This is a genomic window from Amycolatopsis sp. NPDC059027 (genome assembly GCF_042739735.1).
Taxonomy (GTDB): domain Bacteria; phylum Actinomycetota; class Actinomycetes; order Mycobacteriales; family Pseudonocardiaceae; genus Amycolatopsis.
On sequence record NZ_JBHYIK010000023.1, the window covers coordinates 1 to 23,079 of the forward strand.

Here is a 23,079-nt window from a genome sequence, read left to right on the forward strand (position 1 = left end):
ACAAAAAAAACATCTGACGTGGGGGGGGGGGGTGTGTTTGGTCGGCTGTGGTGTCTTTGCGTTTTGTTCTTGTCCCTCTGTGGGGCCGCCCCCACATCGCCCGGCGCCTCACCACGAGAGCACACCACATCCGTGAATGCCACATCGAGGGACTCTGAGTCCCTCAATGTGGCATTCACGGACGTTTGGCGGCGCAGCGGTTTTTCTCGATTCGCTTCATGTTCTGGTAGCCCCAGTCGCCGAGCGGTCCCAGTGCCGTGTTGAGCGACTGACCCAACGGCGTCAGCGAATACTCGACCTTCGGCGGGATCTCGTGGAACACCTCGCGATGCACGATCTCGTCCGACTCCAATTCGCGCAGCGACTGGATGAGCATCTTCTCGCTGATGCCCTCGATCTCCCGCTTCACTTCGCCGAACCGCCGTGGCCCCGCGTCCAGTGCCCAGAGGATCAGCACCTTCCATTTGCCGCCGATGACGTCGACAGCCGCGTCGAGGCCGCAGAGGTACCGTTCCGCCGAGCGCATGCCGGATCTCCTTGCCGTGCTTGATGCTTACGTTTTGGTGGGTACCTGACTTTAAAGTGGGTACTTGAGCATTGTAAAGCGCGCAAGCAGCATTGCGGACATGCGAGAGAACACAGGGGAGACCAAGCAAGCAGTCACCGTCATCGGCCTCGGCCCCATGGGCAAGGCGATGGCCGGTGCCTTCCTCGGCCACGGCCATCCGGTGACCGTCTGGAACCGCACCGCGAGCAAAGCCGACGAGCTGGTGGCCAAGGGTGCCACCCGGGCGGCCACGATCGGCGAGGCGCTGGGCGCCGCCGAACTGGTCGTGCTGAGCCTGACCGACTACGACGTGGTGTACACACTTCTCGAACCGGCCTCGGAATCCTTGTCCGGCAAGGTGATCGCGAACCTCACGTCCGAGACCCCGGCGAAGGCCAGGGCCGCTGCCGCGTGGTTCGCCGAACGCGGCGCCCGGCAGCTGACGGGCGGGGTGATGGCCTCGGCGCTGGACATCGGCAGCGGTGAAGCGTCCACTTTCTACAGTGGACCCCGGGACGCCTTCGAGGCGCACCGGGGGACCCTCGCCGTGCTCACCGGAACCGACTACCGCGGCGAGGATCCTGGACTCGGGGCGCTGTATTACCAGCTCCAGATGAGCATCTTCTGGCCGGCGGCGCTCGCCTACGTGCACACGCTGTCGGTCGCGCGTGCCCACGGCATCACCGCCGCCGAGTTCGCGCCGTACGTCTCGCCCACTTTGGAGTCTGTCGCCGCGGGAATCGGTTTCTACACGGAGAAGATCGACGCGGGCGAGTACTCCGGCGAATTCGAGCGGCTCACCATGGGAGAGGCGAGCGTGGACCACGTCGTGCGCACGGCCGAGGAGGCGGGAGTCGACTCCTCGCTGCCCTCGGCCGTGCTGGACGTGTTCCGCCGCGGAGTGGCGGCGGGACATGGGGAAGACAGCTTCACCAGTCTCGTCGAGGTGTTCGCGAAGGCTTAGCGCGCCCGGAGATGCGCCCGGAGGCCGGTGACTCCGGGCGCGTGCTCCGGCTTCAGCACGAGGTCCTCGTCGTAGTCGCCGCCGTGCTGCGCGCGGAACGGCAGCGGCTCGGTGCAGTCCAGCGTCTTGAGCCGGTCGCGCAGTTCGGCGACGGATTGTGCGTAGTGGTCGTCGGAAACCCGGTTCGCGCCGTACACGGCCAGCGGCGGCAGCACGGACATTCCGGTGTACCACAGGGCTCCGTGCTGCAGGCCGAACAACAGCTCGTCGAGATCGCCGTTGACCCCGCGCGACCCGAAGGTCGCTTCGGGGCCTCCGGCGGTGACGAGCACCAACGCGCGCTTGCCTTCGAGCACGCCTTCGCCGTAGCGGCGGACATGACCGTCGGCGGCGCGGGTGCCGTAACCGAAGCCCTTGACGAAGACCCGGTCGAACCAGCCCTTGAGAATCGCGGGCATTCCGTACCACCACAGCGGGAATTGGAAGATCACCGTATCGGCCCAACGCAGTTTTTCTTGCTCCGCAACGATGTCCGCGCTCAGTGTCTGTTCCGTGAAAGCCTGTTCCGAGCGAGGGCCGACGAAGAGCCGGTCGTCGGGGTCGGCGGCGTAGTCCTCTCGGTCGACGACCGGGTTCCAGTGCATGGCGTACAGATCGGACTCGCGGACCTCGTGGCCGAGCGTGCGCAGCGTGTCGATGCCTTCGTCACGCAGCGCGCCGTTCAGTGATCGTGGTTCGGGATGAGCGGAGACCCACAAGACGTTCATGGGTTCATGGTCACCGCGGTGGCGGCGTCGGGACAGTGGCCCGATGGCCATCATATGTAAGAATCGAGCCATGGCCGTTTTCACTCACCCCGGACGGCATCGTGTCGCGGTGCTGGTCCGGCAGGGCATGCTCGTGATGGAGCTCGGCATCGTGCACCGGCTGTTCCGCCAGGCCCGGTCCGCCGACGGGGAACCGCTGTACGAGGTCGTCACCTGTACGCCCGAGCCGGGACAGGTCCGCACCGACTCGGACATCACGATCACCGTCGAGCAGGGCCCGGAGGCGCTGGCCGAGGCGGACACGGTGATCATCCCGGCCTCGCGGGTCGAGTACGAACCGGACGCGCACGCGCTCACCCCGCCCGTCGAGCGCGCGCTCGCGCTGATCCGGCCCGGCACCCGGATCGCGTCGATCTGCACCGGCGCGTTCGTCCTCGCCGCCGCCGGGCTGCTCGACGGCCGCCGCGCCACGACGCACTGGCGTTCGGCGTGCGAGTTCCAGGAACGCTTCCCTCAGGTCAAGGTCAACGCCGACGTGCTCTACACCGACGACGGGAACGTGCTGACCTCCGCGGGTGTGGCGTCGGGTATCGACCTGTGCCTGCACATGATCCGCTGCGACCACGGCGCCGCCGTCGCCAACGACGTCGCCCGCGGCACGGTCGTTTCGCCGCATCGTGATGGCGGGCAGGCACAGTTCATCGTGCGCCCGGTGCCCGAAACGCAGACTTCGTCGACCGCCGCCGCGCGGGCGTGGGCGTTGGAAAATCTGCACCGGCCGCTGACGCTGCGCGAGCTGGCGGCGCGGGAGTCGATGAGCACCCGGACGTTCACCCGGCGCTTCCGCGAGGAGGTCGGGATGTCGGCGGTGCAGTGGCTGACCCAGCAACGCGTCGAACGTGCGCGGCACCTGCTGGAGGAATCGGACCTGCCGATCGACCGGGTCGCAGAGGAGGCTGGTTTCGGGACGGCGGCGTCACTGCGGCAGCACCTGCAGTCCGCGCTCGGAGTGTCCCCGAGTGCGTACCGGACGACGTTCCGCAGCGCGGTCTGAGCTGCGCTCAGGAGGATGCCGCAAAGTGAATGAGAATTCGGCAGTGCGAGACTAAAGCTGCAGGTCAAGAAGTGTGCTCCCCGCCCACGCGGGGCTGGTCCCGTCCCTATGGCCGAGCGGACCACCGTCGTCGGGCGCTCCCTGCATTTGCGGGGCTGAGTGACCATCGCAGCGCTAACCCTTCGCTGAGCGCGAACAGGGCGGTGATCGGTACGGCTATCGGGCCGGTCTTTCGGGCAACAACGGGACAGCGGTCCCATGCGCCCGGGACACCTGACCCGGCAGGGTGATGGAGCGGCGGGTGGGACCACCGCAGTAGTTCGAGGGGAATGGGAAACGATGTTCGAACCGAACCGCACACCCGTGGTCGTACGCGCCACCGATCCGATCCTGCACAACGGCGTCTGCATGGCGCTGCGCTCCCGCGACGACGTCTGGGTGGTGGACGGGGAGTCCGCCGAACCGAGCATGGTCGCGCTGCTGGTCGCCGATCGTCTCGACGACGGGATGACCCAGCTGTTGTCCGCGTTGCACTGCCAGGGATTCACCCGCATCGTGCTGGTCGCGGGGGAAGTCGACGACAACGAGATCCTCAGCGCCGTCGAGCACGGGGTCTGCGCGGTCGCCCGCCGCGCCGAGGCCGGGCCCGACGTGCTGGTGCGGCTGATCAAGGCCGCCGCGGCGGGGGAGGGGGCGCTGCCGCCCGATCTGCTCGGCAGGCTGCTGCACCGGGTTTCCCGGCTGCAGCGCCAGGTTCTGCAGCCGCGCGGGTTGCACCTCGGCGGGATGAGCAACCGGGAGACCGAGGTGCTCAAGCTCGTCGCTTCCGGGTTTTCGACCCAGGAGATCGCCGATCAGCTGTGCTATTCGCAGCGGACGGTGAAGAGCATCCTGCACGACGTCACCAACCGGTTCCAGCTGCGGAATCGGTCGCACGCGGTGGCCTACGCGCTCCGGGAAGGGCTGATCTAGGCCATGATCACCCAGGTCGACGCGGCGTTGTGCCGGCTCATCCGGCCCCATCTGCCCGAGGGGACGGAAATCCGGCTGGACCCGCCGAAACCGGCCTGGCAGCACGAAAACCGCGTGCGGAGCGTGGAGTTGTTCCTCTTCGCCCTGCACGCCGCCGCGGAGGAAACGCCCGCGAGGGGAGAGGCGCGGGACGGGGGACGTAGCGCCGGTGCCGGGGGTACCGGCGCTACGCGTCCCGCGCGCCGCTGCACACTGTCCTATTTGGTCACCGCGCGGGCGGATCGGGTCCACGAGGAACACACCCTGCTCGACGCCGCGCTGCACGCCGTGGTCGCGGCGGGTCTCCTGCCCGCCGACGTCGAGGAGGGCTGTCTGCCGGTGCGCCTTTCCCTCGCCGGCACCGATCCGACGGGCCTGTGGCCCAGCCTCGGCATCCCCGCCCGCGCCGGTTTTGTCGTCAGCGTGACCGCCGGGGTCACCGCTCCGGCGCGGTGATCAGCGCGGCACGCGTTCGGCGGGCCAGCGCACTTCGCCGACGTCGCCCGGGCGCGGGATCTTCAGGAACAGGCTGAACACCACGGGCCGTTTGCTGGACAGTTCGAGTCTGCCGCCGTCGGCCTCGACGAGTGCTCTGGCGAGCGCCAGCCCGACGCCGGTCGAACCACCGCCGGAGAAGCCGCGTTCGAAGATGTGCGGGGCGAGTTCGTCGGGAACGCCGGAACCGGTGTCGGCGACTTCGATGACGACCGTGCCGTCGGCGTCGCCTCGCCGCGCGGTAAGGGAAACCGTGCCCGCGCCGTGTTGCAGCGCGTTGTCCAGCAGGACGCCGATGACCTCGCGCAGCCGCGCGGGAGTGACCCGCACGGTGAGCCCGTCGGCGATCTTCAGCCGGAGGTTGCGGCCTTCGGCGCGGAGCAGCTGACGCCACTCCTGGCACATCTCGGGCAGGGCGTCGGACAGCTCGACCGGTTCCGCGCCGACTTCGCGGGCGGCGCGGGCCGCGGCGAGCAGCTCGTCGAGTGCTTCGGCGAGCCGGTCGGCTTGTTCCTGCGCGGCCTTGGATTCGTCGGCGACCTCGGCATCGGGATGCAGGGTGAGGGGTTCCAGCCGCAGTTGCAGGGCGGTGAGCCTGCTGCGCAGCTGATGCGAGACGTCGCCGACGAGCTGGCGTTCCCGCTGCACGAGCTGGGCCAGCGCGGTGCCGGAGGCGTCGAGCGCCTCGGCGACCATGTCGAGTTCGCCGACGCCGTAGCGGCTGGGATCGGGCCGGAAGTCGCCGCCGCCGAGTTTGGACGCGCGTTCGGCGACGTGCCGCAGCGGACGCGCGAGCCGTCGCGCGGTCACGGTGGCGACCACTGCTCCGGTGCCCACCGAAAGCACGACGAGCAGCACGACGAGCAGGGTCACCTGGGTCTGGCGGGCACGCATCGGGCCGGACGGGATGGACAGCACGACCGTGCCTTCCCGGGCGATCGGGACGCTTTCGGTGAGCGGGTCCGGACCCGGCGAGGTGCCGTAGCGTTTCTCGATCAGCCCGTTCGCGCGCACGGTGAGCAGGCCGTTCGCCTGCACGGCCGCGCGGACCTGGTCGAGGTCGATCTCCTGTCCGTTGGCCAGCTCGTTGTCCAGGATGGCGGCGACCTGTCGTGCCTGCCCGGCGAGGGTCTCCCGGTAGAAGTTCTCCACCAGCCGCCACGCGGTGATCCCGAGCGGGATGCCCAGCACCGCCGCGGTGACCGTGACGGCAAGGAGGATCGCCAGCAGGATCCGGCGGCGCATGGTCATGCGATGGACTCGCTCCGCGAGGCTGCGTTCAATTCTTTTTGGCGCATGATGTCCATGATTCGCTCGCAAGCATCGCTCATGAGCGCAGGCTATTCGGTGTTGAACCGGAAGCCGACACCCCGGACGGTGGCGATCCGGCGTTCGCCGTCACCGGAGTGCACCGACGACGACTTCGCGGGCCGCCCGGCCGCCTCGTCGGCGGCGATCGCCAGCTTCCGGCGCAGCCAGGACATGTGCATGTCGAGCGTTTTCGACGTCTTCGATTCGAGGTCGTTCCAGACCTCGGCGAGGATCTCGTCGCGGCTGACGACCTGGCCCGCGCGGCTCATCAGCACCCGCAGCAGCTCGAACTCCTTGTTCGCCAGCTGGACCTCGCGCAGGTCGACGGTCACCAGGCGGGCACCGAGATCCATCCGCACGCCGCCCGCCTCCAGCACCTCCGGCGCGCGGCGGCGCAGCAGCGCGCGGATGCGGGCGAGCAGCTCGGCGAGCCGGAACGGCTTGGCGACGTAGTCGTCGGCACCGGCGTCGAGACCGACGACGAAGTCGACCTCGTCGGTGCGCGCGGTGAGCATCAGCACCGGCATCTCGGTGCCGCTCGCGCGGAGTCTGCGACACACCTCGAGGCCGTCCATCGCGGGGAGCCCGAGATCGAGGACGAGCAGGTCGACGCGGTCGGCGCTGGTGGCGTCGAGGACGGACGGCCCGTCGGTGACCACCTTGACCTCGTAGCCTTCGCGTTCGAGCGCCCGGGACAGCGGTTCGGCGATGGCGGGGTCGTCTTCGGCAAGTAGGACCATGCTCACCTGGTCAACTTTACGACCGTTAGCCGTGAAACCATCGTGACCGTGCCTGGATACCGTCATGATCTTGACCTCGCCACCCGGCTGGCCGACGCGGCCGACACCATCACGACCGCCCGGTTCCGGGCGCTGGACCTCGCCGTCGAGCGGAAACCGGACCGCACGCCGGTCACCGACGCGGACACCGCCGTCGAGGACGCGATCAGGGAGATCCTGAGCGCCGAACGGCCAGGGGACGACGTCGCGGGCGAGGAACGCGGCGGTACCGCGGGCGCCACCGGCCGGGCCTGGGTGCTCGACCCGATCGACGGAACCAAGAACTTCCTGCGCGGGGTACCCGTCTGGGCGACCCTCATCGCCCTGGTGGAGGACGGCTCACCCGTGGTGGGGATGATCAGCGCCCCGCTGCTCGGCCGCCGCTGGTGGGCCGCGCTCGGCGAAGGCGCCTGGCTGCGCGACGCCTCGGGGGAGCGGCGGCTGTCGGTGTCGGCGGTGTCGTCGCTCGAGGACGCGTACGTATCCACCACCGACCTCGGCTCGTGGACCGAGTACCACTCGCGCGAGCGCTACCTGGAGTTCGTCGACGCGTGCTGGGAGAGCCGGGCGTTCGGCGACTTCTGGCAGCACTGCCTCGTCGCGGAGGGCGCGCTGGACGTGGCCGCCGAGTGCATCGTGAACCCCTGGGACGTCGCCGCGGCGCAGATCATCGTGACCGAGGCGGGCGGGCGGTTCACCGACCTCTCGGGGGAGCCGCGCTACGACACCGGGAGCGCGCTGTCCACCAACGGCCTCGTCCACGACGCCGCCCTCGCCCACCTGCGCCGCTGACCCCCTCCGCGCTCCGCTCACTCCGCCCGCTCCGCAGCGCCGTGGACGTGCCGTTAAGGCCACCTTACGGGCGTCAGACGCCCGTAAGGTGGCCTTAACGGCATTCCTGACCTGCGGAAAGGGAGCAAGGGACCTTTGCTATCGCTTGCCGGGCGGGGTCAGCTGGGCAGGAGGCCGACGGCGCCGCGGGCGACCTGGGCCCAGGCGAGGCGGCCGAACAGGTAGTGACAGGCGACCTGCTCGCTGCTGAACCGCGCCCAGTCGTACCGGTTGCCCTGCTCGCGCCAGAACACCTCCCACGAGGCCCCGGCCGCGTCGTCGTCCGTTCGCAGCACACACCAGGCGTTGTCGGCCTCGGCCCCGATCGACACCACCTCGGGCGGCACACCCAGCGCGTCGAGCCAGCGCACGATCGACTGCGTGTTCATCGCGTTTCCCCCGTGATGTCGGCCAGGAATCCCAAGGTGACCAGCTCGTCCGCGCTCAGCACGGCACGCAGCCGTGTCCCGCCGCCCGGCTGCCCGAACCACTCGGCCGACACCGAACGCCACATCGGTACCGGCCGCGTCACGCGGTAACGCCGGTATCCCGCGTCGAGCGCCGACGGCGGCAGCGAGCGTCGTGCGAACGGCGTGCCGTCGACGGCGAAGACGCGGCCTTCGGCGCCGCCGAAGCGGTCGAGCAGCGCGCCTTCCGGCAGGATGACGGGCTCGGCGGCGTCGAGGCCGCCGTCGGGGAACAACGCGCCGGGCGGCCAGCCCTGGTCCTCGACGCCGGTCGCCGGTTCGTAGTCCTCGGACAGCTCCGGAGGCGCCGCCGCCGAGGGCACCGTGGCCGAACGACGGAAACCGGCGCGGACGTTCTCGTACGCCGAGGCGTCGTCGAGCAGTTCGGCGTCGGGGTGCTCGAAGGGGCCTGCCGCGACGGCGTCGCCGGGCAGCGGCAGTTGCCGGGCGGGCCGGTCGGTGGCGACCGGCAGATGGCCGATCGGGAACATGTGCACGAGGAAGAGCGCGACGACGCTCTCCCGCTCGGTCCGCAGCGCCCCGAGCGGCGGCTTGCCGGGCGGCCCGGCCAAAGGCGGAACGGCAGGCGGCGGAACGGGCGGGGAGACCGGCGGGACCACCGGGGCCATCGCCCGCGGCCACGGCGCGGGCGGGCCGAACCCGGACGGCGGAGTGGGCACCTCGTCGAAACCCCGCGAGTCGAGCAGGCCGCCGTACTGCGACGGCAGCTGGACCGGGCCGGTCTCGACCTCGGTGTCGCCCGGTTCGGGCTGCGACGGCACGTCGGCCACGACACCCCCTCCGGCTCGGTCCTCCCGCCGTCGGGTCAGACGGGCGGTATCACGTTCGACGCATCTTCCACCCACCCGGTTCCGTCCGCAGCGGACATTTCCCCGAACGAGGGAGGAGTCACTCGATCGTTGGTGCCGTGGCCCCCATCCGGGTGGTCACGGTCAGTTCGCCGAAGCGGGTCACTTCGCCAGCGCGTTGACCACCCGGGACGGACTCGGCCTGCCGAGCTTCCCGGCCATCCACACGCTGGTCTCGACGAGCGCGTCCAGGTTCGCGCCGTGCTCGATGCCCAGTCCGTCGAGCATCCACACGAGGTCCTCGGTGGCCAGGTTCCCGGTCGCCGACTCCGCGTACGGGCAGCCGCCGAGCCCGCCCGCCGACGAATCCACAGTGGACACTCCACAGTGGAGCGCGGCGAGCGTGTTCGACAGGGCCTGGCCGTAGGTGTCGTGGAAGTGCACCGCGAGCGTGCCGACGTCGGCACCGGCTTCGCGGTAGCCCGAGATCAGCGCCTCGACCTGGCCAGGGGTGGCGACGCCGATCGTGTCGCCCAGCGAGAGCTGCGAGCAGCCGAGGTCGAGCAACCGCTTGCCCGCCTTGACGACCTGCTCGGTCGCGACCGCGCCCTCCCACGGGTCACCGAAGCACATCGACAGGTAGCCGCGCACGTCCAGTCCCTCGGCACGGGCGCGGGTGACGACCGGCTCGAACATCGCGAACTGTTCGTCCACAGTGGAATTGAGGTTGCGCTGCGCGAACGTCTCGGTGGCGCTGGCGAAGATCGCGATGTGCGCGACGCCGGCGTCCAGCGCGCGGTTCAGGCCGCGCTCGTTCGGCACCAGCACCGGATAACGGACGCCCTCGCGGCGGTCGAGGCCCGCCAGCACCTGCTCCGCGTCGGCCAGTTGCGGGACCCACTTCGGGTGCACGAAGCTGGTCGCTTCGAGGGTGGTGAGCCCGGCGGTGGCGAGCCGGTCGAGGAACTCCAGCTTCACCTCGACCGGGACGACCGCCTTCTCGTTCTGCAGCCCGTCCCGGGCCCCGACCTCCCAGATGGTCACCCGCTCCGGCAGTCCCGAGGCCGACGGGACGACGTCCGGTAGCCCTGCTTCGCGCGCGCCCATCAGGCCCTCCGGTTCCCGCGCCGCGGATGCCCCTGCGGCGGCAGGGGCTCGGTGTCCTGCGGCCCTTCCTCACGGTAATCGTCGTACGGGTTGTCGTTGACCTCGCGGTAGATCACCGTGTGCACGTGCTCGACCCGCGGGATGTCGTCGAAGCGGAGCGGCTCGTGCGAGGCCGACTCGATGATGAGCGTGCCGCAGCCGAAGATCCGGTCGGTGAGCCCGTGTTCGAACTGCACGCTGTTGATCCGCGACATCGGGATGTCGATGCCGGTGCGCTTGAGCACGCCCTCGCGCGCGATCAGCCGGTCGGTGGTGACGATGAAGTGCGTCGTGCGCCAGCGGACGAGCGGGGTCAGGAAGAGCCACACCACCAGCACGAGCGCCACGACGCCGAGCGCGATCAGCCCGACGGAGTTCCACGGCGACGACGCGTCCTTCGCCAGGATGGCGAGCCAGGTGCCGCCGCCGAGGACCACGAGCAGCGCGATGACGGGCCAGATCAGCATCTTGAAATGCGGGTGACTGTGCACTACGACGTGCTCTTGCTCGCTGAGCAAATCGTCCGGATAGGCCACGGCGGACGCTCCCAAGGTGTTATGCGGCGCTGGTGCCTTCACCGTACCGGCGGGACACCCGCTCGCGACCGGGTGACGCGGCGTTTCCCCTCAGGCGGGGCGAACGTGCACGACGTCACCCGCGAAGACCGTGTGCCTGCGCCCGTCGGCGACGTCGACCTGCAGCTGCCCGGCGGCATCGACGTCGGCGGCCCGGCCGGACAGCGTGGTGCCGTCCGGCAGCTGGACCTCGACGTCCTGGCCGAGCGTGGCGCAGTGCTGCCGGTATTCGCCCAGCAGCCCGGCCTCGGTGAGGTCGCCCCCGGCGAGGCGCCAGCGGCGCTCCCGGTCGTCCAGCTCGGTGAGCAGCAGCGCCGCGATCTCGCCGCGCTCGGTGCTGTTCGCGCCCTGTTCCGCCAGCGACGTGGCGGGCAGCCCGCCCGCGCCCGCGGGGACGTTCTCGCCGAGTGGCAGCACGTTGAGCCCGATCCCGAGCACCACCGAGGCGTCGTCGCCGGCGACCGCGTCGGCGAGGATGCCCGCGCACTTCGCGCGCGAAGGCCCGGCGAGGACGTCGTTGGGCCACTTCAGCACCGCGTCCACGCCGAGCCGTCCGGCGACCGCGCGGACGGCGAGCCCGGCGACGATCGACAGCGAGCCCAGCGCCGTGAACGACACGCCGTGCGGTCGGAGCGCGACACTGAGATACAGGCCGGACCCCTTCGGCGAAACCCAGGAACGGGCCCGCCTGCCGACCCCGGCGGTCTGTTCCTCGGCGAGCAGCACGGTCCGGTCGGCGGCGCCCTTCGCGACGGCTTCCCGCAGGTCGGCGTTGGTGGAGCCGGTGCTGGGCACGACCTCGACCGCGGCGTACCGGTCGCCGAGCCGGTCCCGCAGGAGCGCACCATCGATGGACGACATGCGCCCACAATATGAGAGTCCCCCTAACGCGCAAGCCGTCCGCTCGTTAGGCAGGAGTGGGCTCTTCTAACCTGGACGACGTGACGCCGCCCGAACCCGTGCCCGAAGCCGCTCCGAAGCCGACTTCCTGGGCCCGTGGCGCGGCCCTGCGCGGGCTGGTCGCCCTGCCGCTGGTGGCCGGGCTGGCCACTGCGGGCTGGCTGGTGACTCGTGGTGAGGACACCCCGGCACCCACGCCGCCGCCCGTCCCGGTGCCCGCGGCGAACAGCGGCGCGGCGGCGTCCGGCCCGTCCGTCCTCGAGGTGAGCGCGCCGGTCAAGGCGAAGGAGCCGAGCCAGGGCGGGGCGAGCGGCGGCCGGAACCCGCTCCAGGACTGGGCCGACAAACTGGCCGGACCGCTCGACATCCCGGCGAACGCGCTCATCGGCTACGCCAACGGCGAGCTCCAGCTGCGTTCCGAGCAGCCGAACTGCCATCTGTCCTGGGTGACGTTGGCCGGGGTCGGCGCGGCGAGCTCGAACCACGGCCGGACCGCGGATCCGCAGCGCGGACCGCTCGGCCTGTCCCCGGCGCAGTGGAGCAGGTACGGCGGCGGGACACCCGGGATCGCGAAGCCCGTGGTGACCGACGTCGACGCGGCGTCGGTCGCGGCCGGGCGCGCGCTGTGCGCGGGCGGCGGCGACCTCGGCGGCGGCAACGGCTGGTGGAAGGCCATCGCGAACTACAAGAACTCCGGTGGCAACGACGCAGAATTGTTCAGGCAGCGTGTACTCGGCAACGCCCAGCTGTACGCCACGCTCTCGCTCGACCCGGCGAAGTCCGGAACCCCGGCGGTGCGCGCGACCCGGTTCGCGCTCGGCCAGCTCGGCCTTCCGTACGTCTGGGGCGGCAACGGGCCCGAGGCGGGTTCCGCCGGGTTCGACTGCTCCGGGCTGACCAAGGCCGCCTACGACAGCGCGGGCGTCGCGTTGCCGCGGACGGCGCACACCCAGTACCTCGCGACCCAGCGCGTGCCGGGGGACCAGGAGCCGAAGCTCGGCGACCTCGTCTTCTACGGCAACCCCGCCGTCGACATCCACCACGTCGGCCTCTACCTCGGCAACGGCCTGATGATCAACGCGCCGACCGAGGGCCAGGCGATCCAGATCCACACGTATCACACGCGAGGCGACGACTACGCCGGCGCGGGCCGCCCCGCCTAGGGCGTGTCTGATAATGCTTTGGTCCAGGTGATTACGGCGTGTAGGACCACTGCGGATCGGTAGACGATGGCGAGCTTGTCGTAGCGGGTAGCCAGGCCACGCCACTGTTTGAGCAGGTTGAATCGTCGCTCGACAACGTTGCGGCCGCGGTAGTCCACCGCGTCGAACGCGGGAGGACGGCCACCGCGGGAACCGCGGCGTTTGCGGTGCCCGGCCTGATCAGCCGGCTCCGGGATCACCGCGGTGATGCCGCGGTCACGCAGATGTCCGCGGATCGCCCGCGAGGAATAGGCCTTGTCGCCACGGACGCGGTCGGGCCGGGTCCGGGCTCGGCCGCGTCCGAGGCGAGCGACGTGCAGATGCCGCATCAGGTACGGAAACATCGGCGCGTCGCCCGCCTGACCTGGACCGACCAGAGCTACCAGCGGCCGGCCGTTGCCGTCGACGAGGTGGTGCACCTTGGTGCTCCAGCCGCCACGGGACCGGCCGATCGCATGATCAGGCGGCTCGGCGAGTAGATCCGTGTAATTCGACCCAGCCCCCTGTGAGGCGGGTGATGTTCGTGGCGTGCTGATGCGCCCGCGCGATCGTCGAATCCACCGACACCGCCCAATCCACCACCCCCGCAGCGTCTGCCTCGGTGAGCAGGCGTTGCAGCACAACGTCCCAGGTCCCTTCACGGGCCATCCGGCGATGCCAGGTCCAGATCGTCTGCCACGGACCGAACACCGCCGGAACATCCCGCCACGCGATCCCGCACCGATACCGATAGATGATCCCCTCGACCATCGCCCGCGCATCGGAGAACGGCCGACCCTGTTTGCCGGTACGGACCGGCAGCAAGTCTTCGATCAACGCCCACTGAGCATCCGAAAGCAACTGAAACCGCGACACGACCAACAGCATCCCAACAAACAACCAGAATATTTGTCAGACACGCCCTAGCCGGGTACCGGCAGGGGATCGAAAGGGCAGATTCCGGTTTGCCGGGAGCGACCTTCGGTAGCGTGACGACGGGCGGTCTCCTACCGTCCAAACGGGACAAACCCGTTGCCGTCAACGCGAAGGTGACACCGATGCTGGACTACGGCCTCGATCTGTCCGATGTGGAGCGTGACATCGCGTTGCCCGGCTTGGTGGCCGAAGGGAACGAACTCGACGCCCTGGTGTCGGCGCAGGCGGACTGGTCGCTGCCCACGCCGGCGGCGGGCTGGACGATCGCCCATCAGATCGCTCATCTCGCCGTGACCGACGCGAACGTGCTCATCGCCATCCGGACCCCGGAGGCGTTCGGCGCCGTGCTGGCGCAGGCGGAAGCCGCGGGCAGCGGGCACGCTGACCTCGACGCCGCCGCGGGAGCGGCGAAACCGCGATCGGTACTGCTGGAGGAATGGCGCTCCGGCCGGGCCGAGGTGGCGGTGGCGCTCCGCGACATTCCGCTGGATCAGGCGTTTCCGTGGTACGGCTCGGAGTTGACGGCGGCACTGATGGTTCCGCTTCGCCTGATGGAAACGTGGGCTCACGGGCAGGACATTTTCGACACACTCGGCGTCGCGCACCCGCCGACGAGCAGGCTCCGGCACATCGCTTCCTTGGGAGTGCTGGGAAAAGAACTTTCGTTCCACACCGCCCACTTGCCCGTTCCGGCCGAGCCGTTTCGTGTCGAGCTGGCCGCTCCCGACGGTCAGACCTGGGCATGGGGCCCGGAAGAGGCAGGGCAGCGGGTCCGGGGCAGCGCCCTCGACTTCTGCCTGCGCGTCACCCAGCGCAGGACCCGAGCCGAGGCCGACCTGACGGCGGTCGGTGAGGACGCGCGGAAGTGGCTGGACATCGCGCGCATTTTCCGCTGATCCGGACCGTCCCGGCGTGACATTCTCCGCTGGGTTTGTCGCTTACGCGGGTACGAAAATCACCGACGGGCCGCCAACTGCCTCCCGTGGCCCCACCGCGTGGGTGACCGGGGCTGGCGACGCTCGCGTTGATCTGCGACGATGCTCTACCGTCACGAGCCCTACCGTCCTCAGCAAGGAGCATCCGGTGGCCTCCACATTGAACCCCTACCTCGGTTTCACCGACAACGCGCGCCAAGCGATGGAATTCTACAAGACCGTGTTCGGCGGTGACCTGACGTTGAACACTTTCGGTGACTTCGGTAATCAGGAAAACGCGGACAAGATCATGCACGCCCTGCTGAAAACGCCCAGCGGGTTCACGCTCATGGCCGCCGACACCGTGCCGGGCATGGAACGCGGCAGCGGCAGCAGCATTTCCGTGAGCGTGAGCGGGGACGACGCCGACGAACTGCGGGGGTACTGGGAAAAGCTTTCCGAGGGCGGCAATGTCGCCGTGCCGATGGAAAAACAGGCCTGGGGCGACGAATTCGGCATGTGCGTGGATCGTTTCGGCATCACCTGGATGGTCAACATCACCCAGGGCTGAAAGACAAAGGCCCGGGGTGGTGTCGCGAATGGGACATTGGCGACGTTGAACGTCCGCAATGTGCCATTCGCGACATCCAAGACCACCGCACGGGCGCTCACTCCGCACCGAGCGAGATCGCAATCTCCTCCAGGACGTTCATCTGTTCCTGCATGCCGATCTCCATCCCGGAGCCGAGGATCGTGTCACGCAGTTCCTTGCCCGACGTCTGCACCAGGATCGACAACGTCGTGCGGCCGTCCACTTCGGCGAAGGTGACCGTGGTCACCGGCGCGCCCGCGTCGTCCGAAGCGTCCACATCGGACACTTCGGTGCCCGGCTGTTCGAAGACCTCGGTCATGACGAGCCGCTCGTCCGGCACGATTTCCCGGTACTCGCCGTGGAAAGCGACCTGAAATCCGCCGTTCGCCGTAATGACGTACCGCCAGCGGCCACCGACCCGCAGATCGATCTCGACGTCGGTCATCGTGCCGCGGTGCCCACTCCACCACCGCCGCACCAGTTCCGGTGTCGTATACGCGCGATAGACCAGATGCTTCGGCGCGTCGAACTCCCGCGTGATCAGAATCTGCTCGTCCGAGGGCAGGGTGATCTTCGCCTTCTTGCTTGTCGTCTCCGGCATTTCAGCTCTCCTCGTCCTTGAGTTCCTCCAGTACGGCGTCCAGTCGATCGAACCGCTCCGACCAGGACCGTTCGTACTTCTTCACCCAGTCGTGGATGGGTTTGAGGGCACGCCCGTTCAGCCGGTACAACCGCTGTCGTCCTTCGTCGCGTACGTCGACCGCTCCCACCTCGCGCAGCACCCGCAGATGCTTCGACACCTGCGGCTGGGTGAGCCCGAGCAGGCGCACCAGGTCGTTCACCGGGAGTTCGCCAGTCGCGAGAACGTCCAGGATTTCCCGCCGCCGGGGTTCGGCCACCGCGTTGAACGCGTCCGCCGTCGTCGCTGCTCGTGCCACGAGAGCAATCATATGCCGATATGGGAATGCGTCAAGCCCGATCGGCCGTGAGGTCCAGCCGGAACGTCAGGTACCGTCCGGTCATGCCCTTCATCTTGGTGACACCGAACGCATAGCGGTCGACACGGCTGGTGGCCCGGAGGGTCAGCCGGGAGTCCGCTGTCCGTGCGGATTCGACGCGCAGTTCGAGCCCGCTCGACTTCCCGCGCACCGTGAGCGAGCCGTGCAGGACCCAGCCCTCCTCGGTCCGCGCGAGCCGGGTGGAGGCGAACGTGATGTCGGGATACTTCCCGGCGTCGAGGTACTGTCCTGATCGGACAGTGCGGTCCCGTGCGGGGTTGCCGGTGTCGAAGCTCATCGCCGGGATCTTCGCCCACGCCGAGGATTCCGTGACGGGATCGGCCACCCGGATGAAGCCCTCGTGCAGCGAGAACATGCCGTGTGCGGCGAAGAGGCCGAAGATGTGCCGGGTGCCGAACGAGATCGCCGAGCGCTCCGGGTCGATGCGATAGGTGCCCTCGGCCGGGATTTCGACACTGTCCTTTGTGGATAGCGAATGCCTCATGGGTTTCTCTCCTTGTCGTGGCTCAGGAACGGACAGCGGTGCCCGCGATGTGCGGAACGGGAACGCCCAACGGGCCGGGAAGGGTGTAGTGGCGCGACTCGACGACGTCGAAGCCCGCGCGTGCGATGGCGGCTTCGCTGTCCCGGTTCGGACGGCACGAGCTGAAGCGTCTCGTGAACAGCGCCCAGACGTCCTGGCCGCGACGGACCCAGGAGCCCGGCGACGCGGCGACGTGTTCGCCGAAGACGTACTTCCCGCCGGGCCGCAGGACCCGGTGCAGCTGCGCGAGCACGGCGTCGGGATCGTCGACCGAGCAGAGCACGAACGTCGCGACGGTGGCGTCGGCGAACCCGTCGGGCAGTTCGATCCGTTCGCCGCGCCCCGGCAGCACGAGGGCGCGGCGGCCGAGCCGTTCGGCCGCACGCCGCGTCCGCTCGCGGTTGCCCGCGTCCGGCTCGATCCCGATCCAGCGCACCTGCGGCGCGTAGAACGGCAGGTTGACGCCCCTGCCCGGGCCGAGTTCGAGGACGGTGCCCCGTAACGGGCCGAGCAGCGTGGACCGCATCGCGTCGGGACCAGCCCCCAGGTTCGTGGTCATGGCGGAAGCCTCGCCGCCCGGACGTCCCGGCGCATCGGCCGCGTGGTCGCGGCGGGGCCTCCTCCGGTCGGGGCCGATGTCGACTTTGGTCGCTGTCACCGCTCCCGGGCCGGTCGTACGCTCGGGCGGTGCACGAGGGACTGACCTGCGAGCGGCGGATGACCCTGCCCGCCCTGGTGATGGGCGGCTGCGTCATGGCGACGGCGTGGGGTGAATACACGTCGGGCACCGACCCGCGGTGGCTCGTGCTCGACCTCGTGCTCGGGCTGGGCGGCTGTGCCCTGCTGCCGCTGCTGAACCGCAGGCCCACCGCCGTCACGCTGGTGCTCGTCGTGCTGTCCGCGGTGTCGCCGACCGCGACACCGCCATACAGCGTCGGCCTGCTGCACACCGCCCGGTGCCGCCGGACCACACTCGCCGTCGGCGTGGCACTGGCCGGGATCGCGGGGCACGCGCTACGCGGTGTGTGGCGGCCGATGCCAGGGCTGGCCTACGTGTGGTGGCTGGTGCTGGTCGTGGTCGGGCACGCCGCGCTCGTCGGCTGGGGCGCGTTGGCGGCGGCGCGGCACGCGCTGATCGCGTCACTGGAGGAACGTGCTCGCCGCGCCGAAGCCGAGCAGGGGCGCCGCGTCGCCGAGGCGCGGGCAGCGGAACGCACCCGGATCGCCAGGGAAATGCACGACGTGCTTGCGCACCGGTTGTCGCTGCTGGCGACGTACGCGGGCGCGATGGAGTTCCGGCCGGACATCCCGCCCGAACGGCTCTCCGACGCGGCCGGGGTCGTCCGGGCCACCGCGCACCAGGCGCTGAACGAACTGCGGGACGTCATCGTCCTGCTGCGGGACGACGACACCGCGGCGGACGGCGCCGAGCGGCCAGTGCCGGTGCTGGCCGATCTGCCCGAGCTGGTCGAGGAATCCCGGTCCGTCGGGACGCCGGTCGAGGTGCGGGACGCGGTGGCCGACCCGGCCGCCCTGCCCGGGACGACCGGGCGGACGGCTTATCGCGTCGTTCAGGAAGCGCTGACCAACGCCCGCAAACACGCGCCCGGCCAGCCGGTGCGGATCGCACTCGACGGCTCGCCGGGCGCCCGGCTCGTCATCACCGTGTCCAACCCGATGCCCGGCGCCCCGGCCGATCCCGCGATTCCCGGGGCGGGCACCGGCCTGGTCGGCCTGACCGAGCGGGTGCGGCTGGCCGGGGGAGAACTCGACCACCAGGCCACTCCGGAGGAGTTCCGGCTTTCGGCCTGGCTACCGTGGCCCGCATGATCCGGGTTCTCGTCGTGGATGACGACGCACTGGTGCGGGCAGGGCTGACGATGATGCTCGACGGCGCCGACGGGATCACCGTGGTCGGCGAGGCGGGCGACGGCGACGAACTCCCCGCTGTTCTCGACGCGCATCCCGCCGACGTCGTGCTGATGGACATCCGCATGGCGCGGGTCAACGGGATCGCGGCCACGCTGCGCACGCGGGCTCGCGCCGAACCACCCGAGGTCGTCGTGCTCACCACGTTCGACACCGACGAGAACGTGCTGCGGGCACTGCGCGCGGGGGCGAGCGGATTCCTGCTCAAGGATTCCCCGCCCGCCGACATCGCCGACGCCGTCCGCAAGGTCGCCGCCGGCGATCCGATCCTCTCGCCGCGCGTCACCCGGCGCCTGATGGACCGCGCGGCCACCGAAGCGGGCGCGTACGACCGCGCCCGCGCCGCGCTGGCCGCACTGTCCACAAGGGAGCACGAGGTCGCCGTCGCGGTCGGGCGGGGGCGGACCAACGCCGAGATCGCCGCCGAGCTGTTCGTCGGCGTGGCCACGGTCAAGGCGCACATCACCCGGATCCTGACCAAGCTCGACCTGGGCAACCGCACCCAGATCGCCCTGCTGGTGCACGACGCCGACCTCTGCTGAACCGTCCACTGTGGATATCAGCGGCGGGCGGGAGGACTCCCGAGGCCGGCGTCCCGCGCCCGGACGATGGCCTCCGCGCGATCGGCGACGTGGAGCTTGCTGAACACGTTCGAGATGTGGTTGCGCACGGTCTTCGGGCTCAGGCACAGGGTGCTGGCGATGAAGGCGTTGCTGTGCCCGCTCGCGATGAGTTCGAGGACCTCGCGTTCGCGGCCGGTCAGCTCCGGGAACACCGGGTTCGTACTGGGCAGCGGCTGGTTGAAGAAGCCGAGGACGCGATTGGCGATGTCCGGGCCGAAAATGGCTTCGCGCCGGGCGACCGCCTGCACCGCGCGGATGATCTCGTCGGGCTCGGCGTCCTTGAGCAGATAGCCGCGCGCGCCCGCGCGCATCGCGGCGAACACCGATTCGCTCTCGTCGGCCATCGTCAGCATGAGCACGCCGACCTCCGGGCATTCGGCCACGATGTGCCGGGTCGCCTGGATGCCGGACAGGTCGGGCAGGTGCAGGTCCATCACCATGACATCGGGATGCAGCGCGGCTGCGGCGCTGACCGCCTGCGCGCCGCTCGACGCCTCACCGACGACCTCGATCCCCGGCTCGGCGGCGAGCAGCGTGCACACCCCGAAACGGAAGAGCGGATGGTCGTCCACGACGATCACGCGAAGCCGGTCGGTCATGGGGTCTCCTTCGGCGTCGAAGATCAACCTCGAAAGGCCGGCGCCGGGAAGGCTGTCTCTTCGCCGTCCACGCCGCACACCGTCCGGCCCGAATTAAACACATGGTGAGTATCTCGCGGCGACAGCGGATGGCCCAAGTGCTTTGTGCCACCGGCGTAGCGGGGAGCACCCGTTCGGCCCAGTGGGAGGGGGAGCAAGGGACCTTTACTGCCGCTAAGCGATAGTAAAGGTCCCTTGCTCCGCGTGTACAGAGAGTTGTCAGGCGCCGAGGAACGTTGCGACGTTCTCGTGAGCCCAGTCGGCGAAGGTGAGCGGGGCGCGGCCGAGCAGGCGCTCGACGGTGTCGAAGACGACGTGCTCGTGGGCGCTCGACTCGCGTTTGAGCTCGAAGAACCCGTCGATCGTCGCGGCGGGCCAGCCGTAGGAGAGCATCCGCGCGTGGGTCTCTTCGACGGTCTCGAGCACGATCTTCAGCGGGCGGCCCAGTGCTGTGGAGAGCGTCTCGACCTGCTGTTCCGCGCTGAGCGAAACGCCGCCACTGAGCGGATGGACCCGGCCTTCGTGGCCCGATCCGGTCAAGGCCAGTGTCGCCACCGCGGCGATGTCGCGGACGTGGATCAGCGCCGAGTCCGGGTCACCCTCGGTGACGAAAACGGTGTCGTGCTCACGGACCGACGACAGCCAGCCGAAGCGGTTGTCCATGAACGCGCCGGGACGCAGGATCGTCCACGCCGGTCCGGCCTCGCGGACGGCCTGCTCCGCTTCCGCGTGACCTCGGGTGATGGCGTCCTGCTGTCCGAAGTGGACACAGCTGGTCGAAAGCTTGACCAGGTGGGTCACCCCGGCGGTGGCCGCGGCCTTGGCGACGGCGATCTCCCGGCCGGGGCCGTGGCCCGGAGTCAGCAGGAAGACCCGCTCGACGCCGTCGAGCAGGCGCGGCAACTCCGCCGGACGGTCGAGGTCGCCCTCGACGACCTCGGCGCGCGGGTCGATCCGTGCGCGCGCCGGGTCGCGGGTCAGTGCCCGGACGGTGGCGCCGGTGTCGAGGAGAGCGGGAACGAGTTCGCGGCCGACCTTTCCGGTGGCACCGAGAACCAGAATCATGAGATTTCTCCTTACTGGATAACGAAAATTCAGTGCTTCGAGCGAAGCTGCACGCGCGGCAGGGCGAGGGCGGCGACGAGGCCGGCGGCGAGCGCGGGGAGCATCGCGAGGAACACGCCGTGGGTCGCGGCGGCGTAGTGCCCGGTGCCCAGCGCGGCGCTGAACACCGCGCCGAGCGCGACCGGGCCGAGTGCGGAGCCGAGCGAACGGAACAACGCGACGGTCGCCGAGACCGCGCCGAGGTCCTCCCGCGCGGCCGTGTTCTGCGCGGCGAGCGAGAGCACCTGGATGTTCAGCCCGGCGGCGAGCCCGAACACCGTGAGGCAGCCGATGACGACCGGCATCGTGCTGTGCTCGTCGAGCGTGGTCATCGCGAGGACCGCGAGCAGGCCGAGCGCCATGCTCGTGATCGGCGCCCAGCGATAGCGGCCGGTGCGGCTGATGAGCCGTCCGGAGACGACGGACGAGACCGCGACCGCGAGCGTCATCGGGACCAGCAGCAATCCGGCCGTCGCCGGATCGGCCCCGGCCACCTTCTGGAGGAACACCGCGAGGTAGTTGACCGAGCCGAGGAAGGCGAACCCGGCCAGCAGGCTCAGCGCGGTGGACAGCGTGAAGGTGCGGTCGGCGAACAGGCGGAGCGGCAGTACCGGCGCGGTCGCGCGGCGCTCGGCCAGGACGAAGGCGATCGCCAGCACCACGCCGAGCGGGACCGACCACGGCGTCAGCAGGGTGAGGCCGGTGATGGCGCCGCCCAGCAGGAGCACGCCCGCGATGTCGAACGGCGAGTCGCGACGTCGCTTCGGCAGCTGGAGGAACGTCGCCACGGCCAGCAGGGCGAACCCGCCGATCGGCAGGTTGATCAGGAAGATCCACCGCCAGCCGACGAGTTCGGTGAGCAGGCCGCCGGCGACCGGACCGGCCAGCGACGCGACCGCGAAGCACACCGAGAACCACCCGAAGTACTTCGCGCCTTCGCGCGGTGGGAAGAGTTCGCCGATGGTGGCGCCCACCGAGACGAAGAGGCCGCCGGAGCCGGCGCCCTGGAGTACCCGGGCGGCGATGAGCGTGGTCGCGCTGCCGGCGAGCCCGCAAGCGAGCGACCCGGCGAGGAAGAGGACGAGTGCGACGAGCAGAACGCGTTTGCGGCCGAAGAGGTCACCGAGCTTGCCGTACACCGGCGCGGTGACACTGCCCGCGAGCAGATAGGCCGTGGTGACCCAGGCGAACGAGCCGGTGCCGCCGAATTCGGCGGCGATCCCCGGCAGAGCGGTCGAAACCGCCTGCGCGTCCAGCATGCCGAGGAAGACGGCGAGGAAAAGGCCTGTGAGGGCAAGGGGAATGCGGGCGCGCGGAGGCGCCACGGAAAGCGTGGTCAAGGGAGGTCCAATGCGTAGGGAAGGGACGTGCGGTCCGGGCGCAGCTCGGTGCGCCCCGTCGAGACGGGAAAAGGTTCCAACCGTCACCCGCGCTGGGGTGCGGTCCTCTTCGCGCTCGGAAACCACCTCGGATTCGTCCCGCTCGGCCGGTCGACCCCGGCCGGCGTCCTTACGTGCCGGACAACTGACAGTTCATGACTCTAGACAACTACATGTCCGTAGACAAGTTCTTTTCGCTGGAGGGCGGGGTGCTCGTGTCGCGAACGCGTCGTTGGGGACGCTCATCGTCGCCAACGCGCCGTTCGGGACACCGGCGCGGGCCGGGGCGATGCCGGGAATGGGACATTCGCGGCGTTGAACGTCGGCAATGCGCCATTCGCGACGTGCCCTGAAGGCCCCCTTACCGGCGCTCAGCGCTGTGAAGGAGGCCTTCACGGCATTCGGTGGGGCTGGGGTGCGTGGTCGGTGGGGTGAGTGGTGTTCGCGGGGTTGTCGTTGCGATGGGGGGCGTGCGGTGGTCTTGCTTGTCGCGAAACCGCGGGGTAGGGCGGTTAAAATAACCAACCCCACAATATGGGCCAAAACCCCCCCCCCCCAAAAAAACCCCCCCCCCCCCCCCCCCCC

At 69.8% G+C, this 23,079-nt stretch carries 28 protein-coding genes; 10 read left to right on the plus strand and 18 right to left on the minus strand.

Translation table 11 applies throughout. The features are described from left to right. Positions 1-175 precede the first annotated feature (175 nt). Positions 176-526 (minus strand): winged helix-turn-helix transcriptional regulator, encoded by a 351-nt coding sequence (locus tag ACFWY9_RS17660; RefSeq protein WP_378331727.1) that lies wholly within the window; start codon positions 524-526, stop codon positions 176-178. Between the two features lie 100 nt (positions 527-626). Here ACFWY9_RS17660 and ACFWY9_RS17665 point away from each other — a divergent pair, with 100 nt between their 5' ends. Beyond that, positions 627-1,511: an NAD(P)-dependent oxidoreductase gene (locus tag ACFWY9_RS17665; protein ID WP_378331726.1), complete on the plus strand. Its 885-nt coding sequence runs from the start codon at positions 627-629 to the stop codon at positions 1,509-1,511. On the opposite strand, the gene ACFWY9_RS17670 is transcribed toward ACFWY9_RS17665, so the two are convergent. After that, on the minus strand, positions 1,508-2,278 hold the full coding sequence (locus ACFWY9_RS17670; protein WP_378331725.1) for an NAD(P)H-dependent oxidoreductase: 771 nt from the start codon (positions 2,276-2,278) through the stop codon (positions 1,508-1,510). The genes ACFWY9_RS17665 and ACFWY9_RS17670 overlap by 4 nt on opposite strands. 70 nt (positions 2,279-2,348) lie before the next feature. Between ACFWY9_RS17670 and ACFWY9_RS17675 the strand changes: the two genes are divergently transcribed. The 3 genes from ACFWY9_RS17675 to ACFWY9_RS17685 all read left to right on the plus strand — a co-directional run bounded on the left by ACFWY9_RS17675 (position 2,349) and on the right by ACFWY9_RS17685 (position 4,799). Continuing rightward, positions 2,349-3,332 (plus strand): GlxA family transcriptional regulator, encoded by a 984-nt coding sequence (locus ACFWY9_RS17675; RefSeq protein WP_378331724.1) that lies wholly within the window; start codon positions 2,349-2,351, stop codon positions 3,330-3,332. A gap of 339 nt (positions 3,333-3,671) precedes the next feature. After that, on the plus strand, positions 3,672-4,304 hold the full coding sequence (locus tag ACFWY9_RS17680; RefSeq protein WP_378331723.1) for a response regulator transcription factor: 633 nt from the start codon (positions 3,672-3,674) through the stop codon (positions 4,302-4,304). Between the two features lie 3 nt (positions 4,305-4,307). Then, positions 4,308-4,799 (plus strand): Pvc16 family protein, encoded by a 492-nt coding sequence (locus tag ACFWY9_RS17685; protein ID WP_378331722.1) that lies wholly within the window; start codon positions 4,308-4,310, stop codon positions 4,797-4,799. Here ACFWY9_RS17685 and ACFWY9_RS17690 read toward each other — a convergent pair whose 3' ends face one another. Both ACFWY9_RS17690 and ACFWY9_RS17695 read right to left on the minus strand, forming a co-directional pair. Beyond that, positions 4,800-6,083, minus strand: coding sequence for an ATP-binding protein (locus ACFWY9_RS17690; RefSeq protein ID WP_378331729.1), 1,284 nt, complete (start codon positions 6,081-6,083; stop codon positions 4,800-4,802). Between the two features lie 95 nt (positions 6,084-6,178). After that, the gene (locus ACFWY9_RS17695; RefSeq protein ID WP_378331728.1) at positions 6,179-6,889 is read right to left on the minus strand and encodes a response regulator transcription factor; all 711 of its coding nucleotides are present in this window, start codon (positions 6,887-6,889) and stop codon (positions 6,179-6,181) included. Positions 6,890-6,931: 42 nt separating this feature from the next. Between ACFWY9_RS17695 and hisN the strand changes: the two genes are divergently transcribed. After that, complete coding sequence (gene hisN / locus ACFWY9_RS17700) at positions 6,932-7,720, plus strand: histidinol-phosphatase (protein WP_378331721.1); 789 nt, start codon at positions 6,932-6,934, stop codon at positions 7,718-7,720. Between the two features lie 158 nt (positions 7,721-7,878). Here the strand turns inward: hisN and ACFWY9_RS17705 are convergent, their stop codons facing one another. The 5 genes from ACFWY9_RS17705 to ACFWY9_RS17725 all read right to left on the minus strand — a co-directional run bounded on the left by ACFWY9_RS17705 (position 7,879) and on the right by ACFWY9_RS17725 (position 11,617). Continuing rightward, positions 7,879-8,148, minus strand: coding sequence for a hypothetical protein (locus ACFWY9_RS17705; RefSeq protein WP_378331776.1), 270 nt, complete (start codon positions 8,146-8,148; stop codon positions 7,879-7,881). Continuing rightward, positions 8,145-9,017, minus strand: coding sequence for a TNT domain-containing protein (locus tag ACFWY9_RS17710; protein WP_378331777.1), 873 nt, complete (start codon positions 9,015-9,017; stop codon positions 8,145-8,147). The genes ACFWY9_RS17705 and ACFWY9_RS17710 overlap by 4 nt, the downstream gene beginning before the upstream one ends. A 180-nt stretch (positions 9,018-9,197) precedes the next feature. Further along, positions 9,198-10,142, minus strand: a complete 945-nt coding sequence (locus tag ACFWY9_RS17715) for a hydroxymethylglutaryl-CoA lyase (RefSeq protein WP_378339285.1) — start codon at positions 10,140-10,142, stop codon at positions 9,198-9,200. Further along, complete coding sequence (locus tag ACFWY9_RS17720; RefSeq protein ID WP_378331779.1) at positions 10,142-10,717, minus strand: PH domain-containing protein; 576 nt, start codon at positions 10,715-10,717, stop codon at positions 10,142-10,144. Before ACFWY9_RS17720 ends, ACFWY9_RS17715 begins: the two co-directional genes overlap by 1 nt. 90 nt (positions 10,718-10,807) lie before the next feature. Continuing rightward, positions 10,808-11,617, minus strand: a complete 810-nt coding sequence (locus tag ACFWY9_RS17725; protein ID WP_378331780.1) for a biotin--[acetyl-CoA-carboxylase] ligase — start codon at positions 11,615-11,617, stop codon at positions 10,808-10,810. A gap of 80 nt (positions 11,618-11,697) precedes the next feature. On the opposite strand from ACFWY9_RS17725, the gene ACFWY9_RS17730 reads away from it, so the two are divergent. After that, a complete protein-coding gene (locus ACFWY9_RS17730; protein ID WP_378331781.1) occupies positions 11,698-12,819 on the plus strand; it encodes a C40 family peptidase in 1,122 nt (373 codons plus the stop codon). Here ACFWY9_RS17730 and ACFWY9_RS17735 read toward each other — a convergent pair. Together ACFWY9_RS17735 and ACFWY9_RS17740 are read right to left on the minus strand one after the other, a co-directional pair. Next, the gene (locus tag ACFWY9_RS17735) at positions 12,816-13,433 is read right to left on the minus strand and encodes an IS5 family transposase (protein ID WP_378339314.1); all 618 of its coding nucleotides are present in this window, start codon (positions 13,431-13,433) and stop codon (positions 12,816-12,818) included. The two genes, ACFWY9_RS17730 and ACFWY9_RS17735, sit on opposite strands and share 4 nt — an antisense overlap. Further along, positions 13,318-13,725 carry a transposase gene (locus tag ACFWY9_RS17740; protein ID WP_378339286.1) on the minus strand — a complete coding sequence of 136 codons (408 nt, stop codon included), beginning with the start codon at positions 13,723-13,725 and terminating at the stop codon, positions 13,318-13,320. Before ACFWY9_RS17740 ends, ACFWY9_RS17735 begins: the two co-directional genes overlap by 116 nt. Before the next feature lie 170 nt (positions 13,726-13,895). Here ACFWY9_RS17740 and ACFWY9_RS17745 point away from each other — a divergent pair, with 170 nt between their 5' ends. Continuing rightward, entirely contained in the window at positions 13,896-14,669 is a 774-nt protein-coding gene (locus ACFWY9_RS17745; protein WP_378328019.1) for a TIGR03084 family metal-binding protein, read from the plus strand. Positions 14,670-14,856: 187 nt separating this feature from the next. Continuing rightward, positions 14,857-15,258, plus strand: a complete 402-nt coding sequence (locus ACFWY9_RS17750) for a VOC family protein (RefSeq protein WP_378328018.1) — start codon at positions 14,857-14,859, stop codon at positions 15,256-15,258. 97 nt (positions 15,259-15,355) lie between these two features. Here ACFWY9_RS17750 and ACFWY9_RS17755 read toward each other — a convergent pair whose 3' ends face one another. Genes ACFWY9_RS17755 through ACFWY9_RS17770 form a run of 4 tightly spaced genes read right to left on the minus strand, consistent with a single transcriptional unit; the run spans position 15,356 to position 17,380 of the window. Continuing rightward, entirely contained in the window at positions 15,356-15,880 is a 525-nt protein-coding gene (locus ACFWY9_RS17755) for an SRPBCC family protein (protein WP_378328017.1), read from the minus strand. Between the two features lies 1 nt (position 15,881). After that, entirely contained in the window at positions 15,882-16,217 is a 336-nt protein-coding gene (locus ACFWY9_RS17760; protein ID WP_378328016.1) for an ArsR/SmtB family transcription factor, read from the minus strand. 31 nt (positions 16,218-16,248) lie between these two features. Then, entirely contained in the window at positions 16,249-16,782 is a 534-nt protein-coding gene (locus ACFWY9_RS17765; protein WP_378328015.1) for a YceI family protein, read from the minus strand. A gap of 22 nt (positions 16,783-16,804) precedes the next feature. Further along, positions 16,805-17,380 (minus strand): class I SAM-dependent methyltransferase, encoded by a 576-nt coding sequence (locus ACFWY9_RS17770; RefSeq protein WP_378328014.1) that lies wholly within the window; start codon positions 17,378-17,380, stop codon positions 16,805-16,807. Between the two features lie 128 nt (positions 17,381-17,508). Here ACFWY9_RS17770 and ACFWY9_RS17775 point away from each other — a divergent pair, with 128 nt between their 5' ends. Continuing rightward, positions 17,509-18,651 (plus strand): sensor histidine kinase, encoded by a 1,143-nt coding sequence (locus ACFWY9_RS17775; protein ID WP_378328013.1) that lies wholly within the window; start codon positions 17,509-17,511, stop codon positions 18,649-18,651. Then, positions 18,648-19,292, plus strand: a complete 645-nt coding sequence (locus ACFWY9_RS17780; RefSeq protein ID WP_378328012.1) for a response regulator — start codon at positions 18,648-18,650, stop codon at positions 19,290-19,292. The genes ACFWY9_RS17775 and ACFWY9_RS17780 overlap by 4 nt, the downstream gene beginning before the upstream one ends. Positions 19,293-19,309: 17 nt before the next feature. On the opposite strand, the gene ACFWY9_RS17785 is transcribed toward ACFWY9_RS17780, so the two are convergent. From ACFWY9_RS17785 to ACFWY9_RS17795, 3 genes are all read right to left on the minus strand, one after another. Continuing rightward, entirely contained in the window at positions 19,310-19,972 is a 663-nt protein-coding gene (locus ACFWY9_RS17785; protein ID WP_378328011.1) for a response regulator, read from the minus strand. A gap of 258 nt (positions 19,973-20,230) precedes the next feature. Beyond that, positions 20,231-21,076 carry an NAD(P)H-binding protein gene (locus ACFWY9_RS17790; RefSeq protein WP_378328010.1) on the minus strand — a complete coding sequence of 282 codons (846 nt, stop codon included), beginning with the start codon at positions 21,074-21,076 and terminating at the stop codon, positions 20,231-20,233. Between the two features lie 29 nt (positions 21,077-21,105). Continuing rightward, positions 21,106-22,455, minus strand: coding sequence for an MDR family MFS transporter (locus ACFWY9_RS17795; RefSeq protein WP_378328009.1), 1,350 nt, complete (start codon positions 22,453-22,455; stop codon positions 21,106-21,108). Between the last annotated feature and the right edge of the window lie 624 nt (positions 22,456-23,079).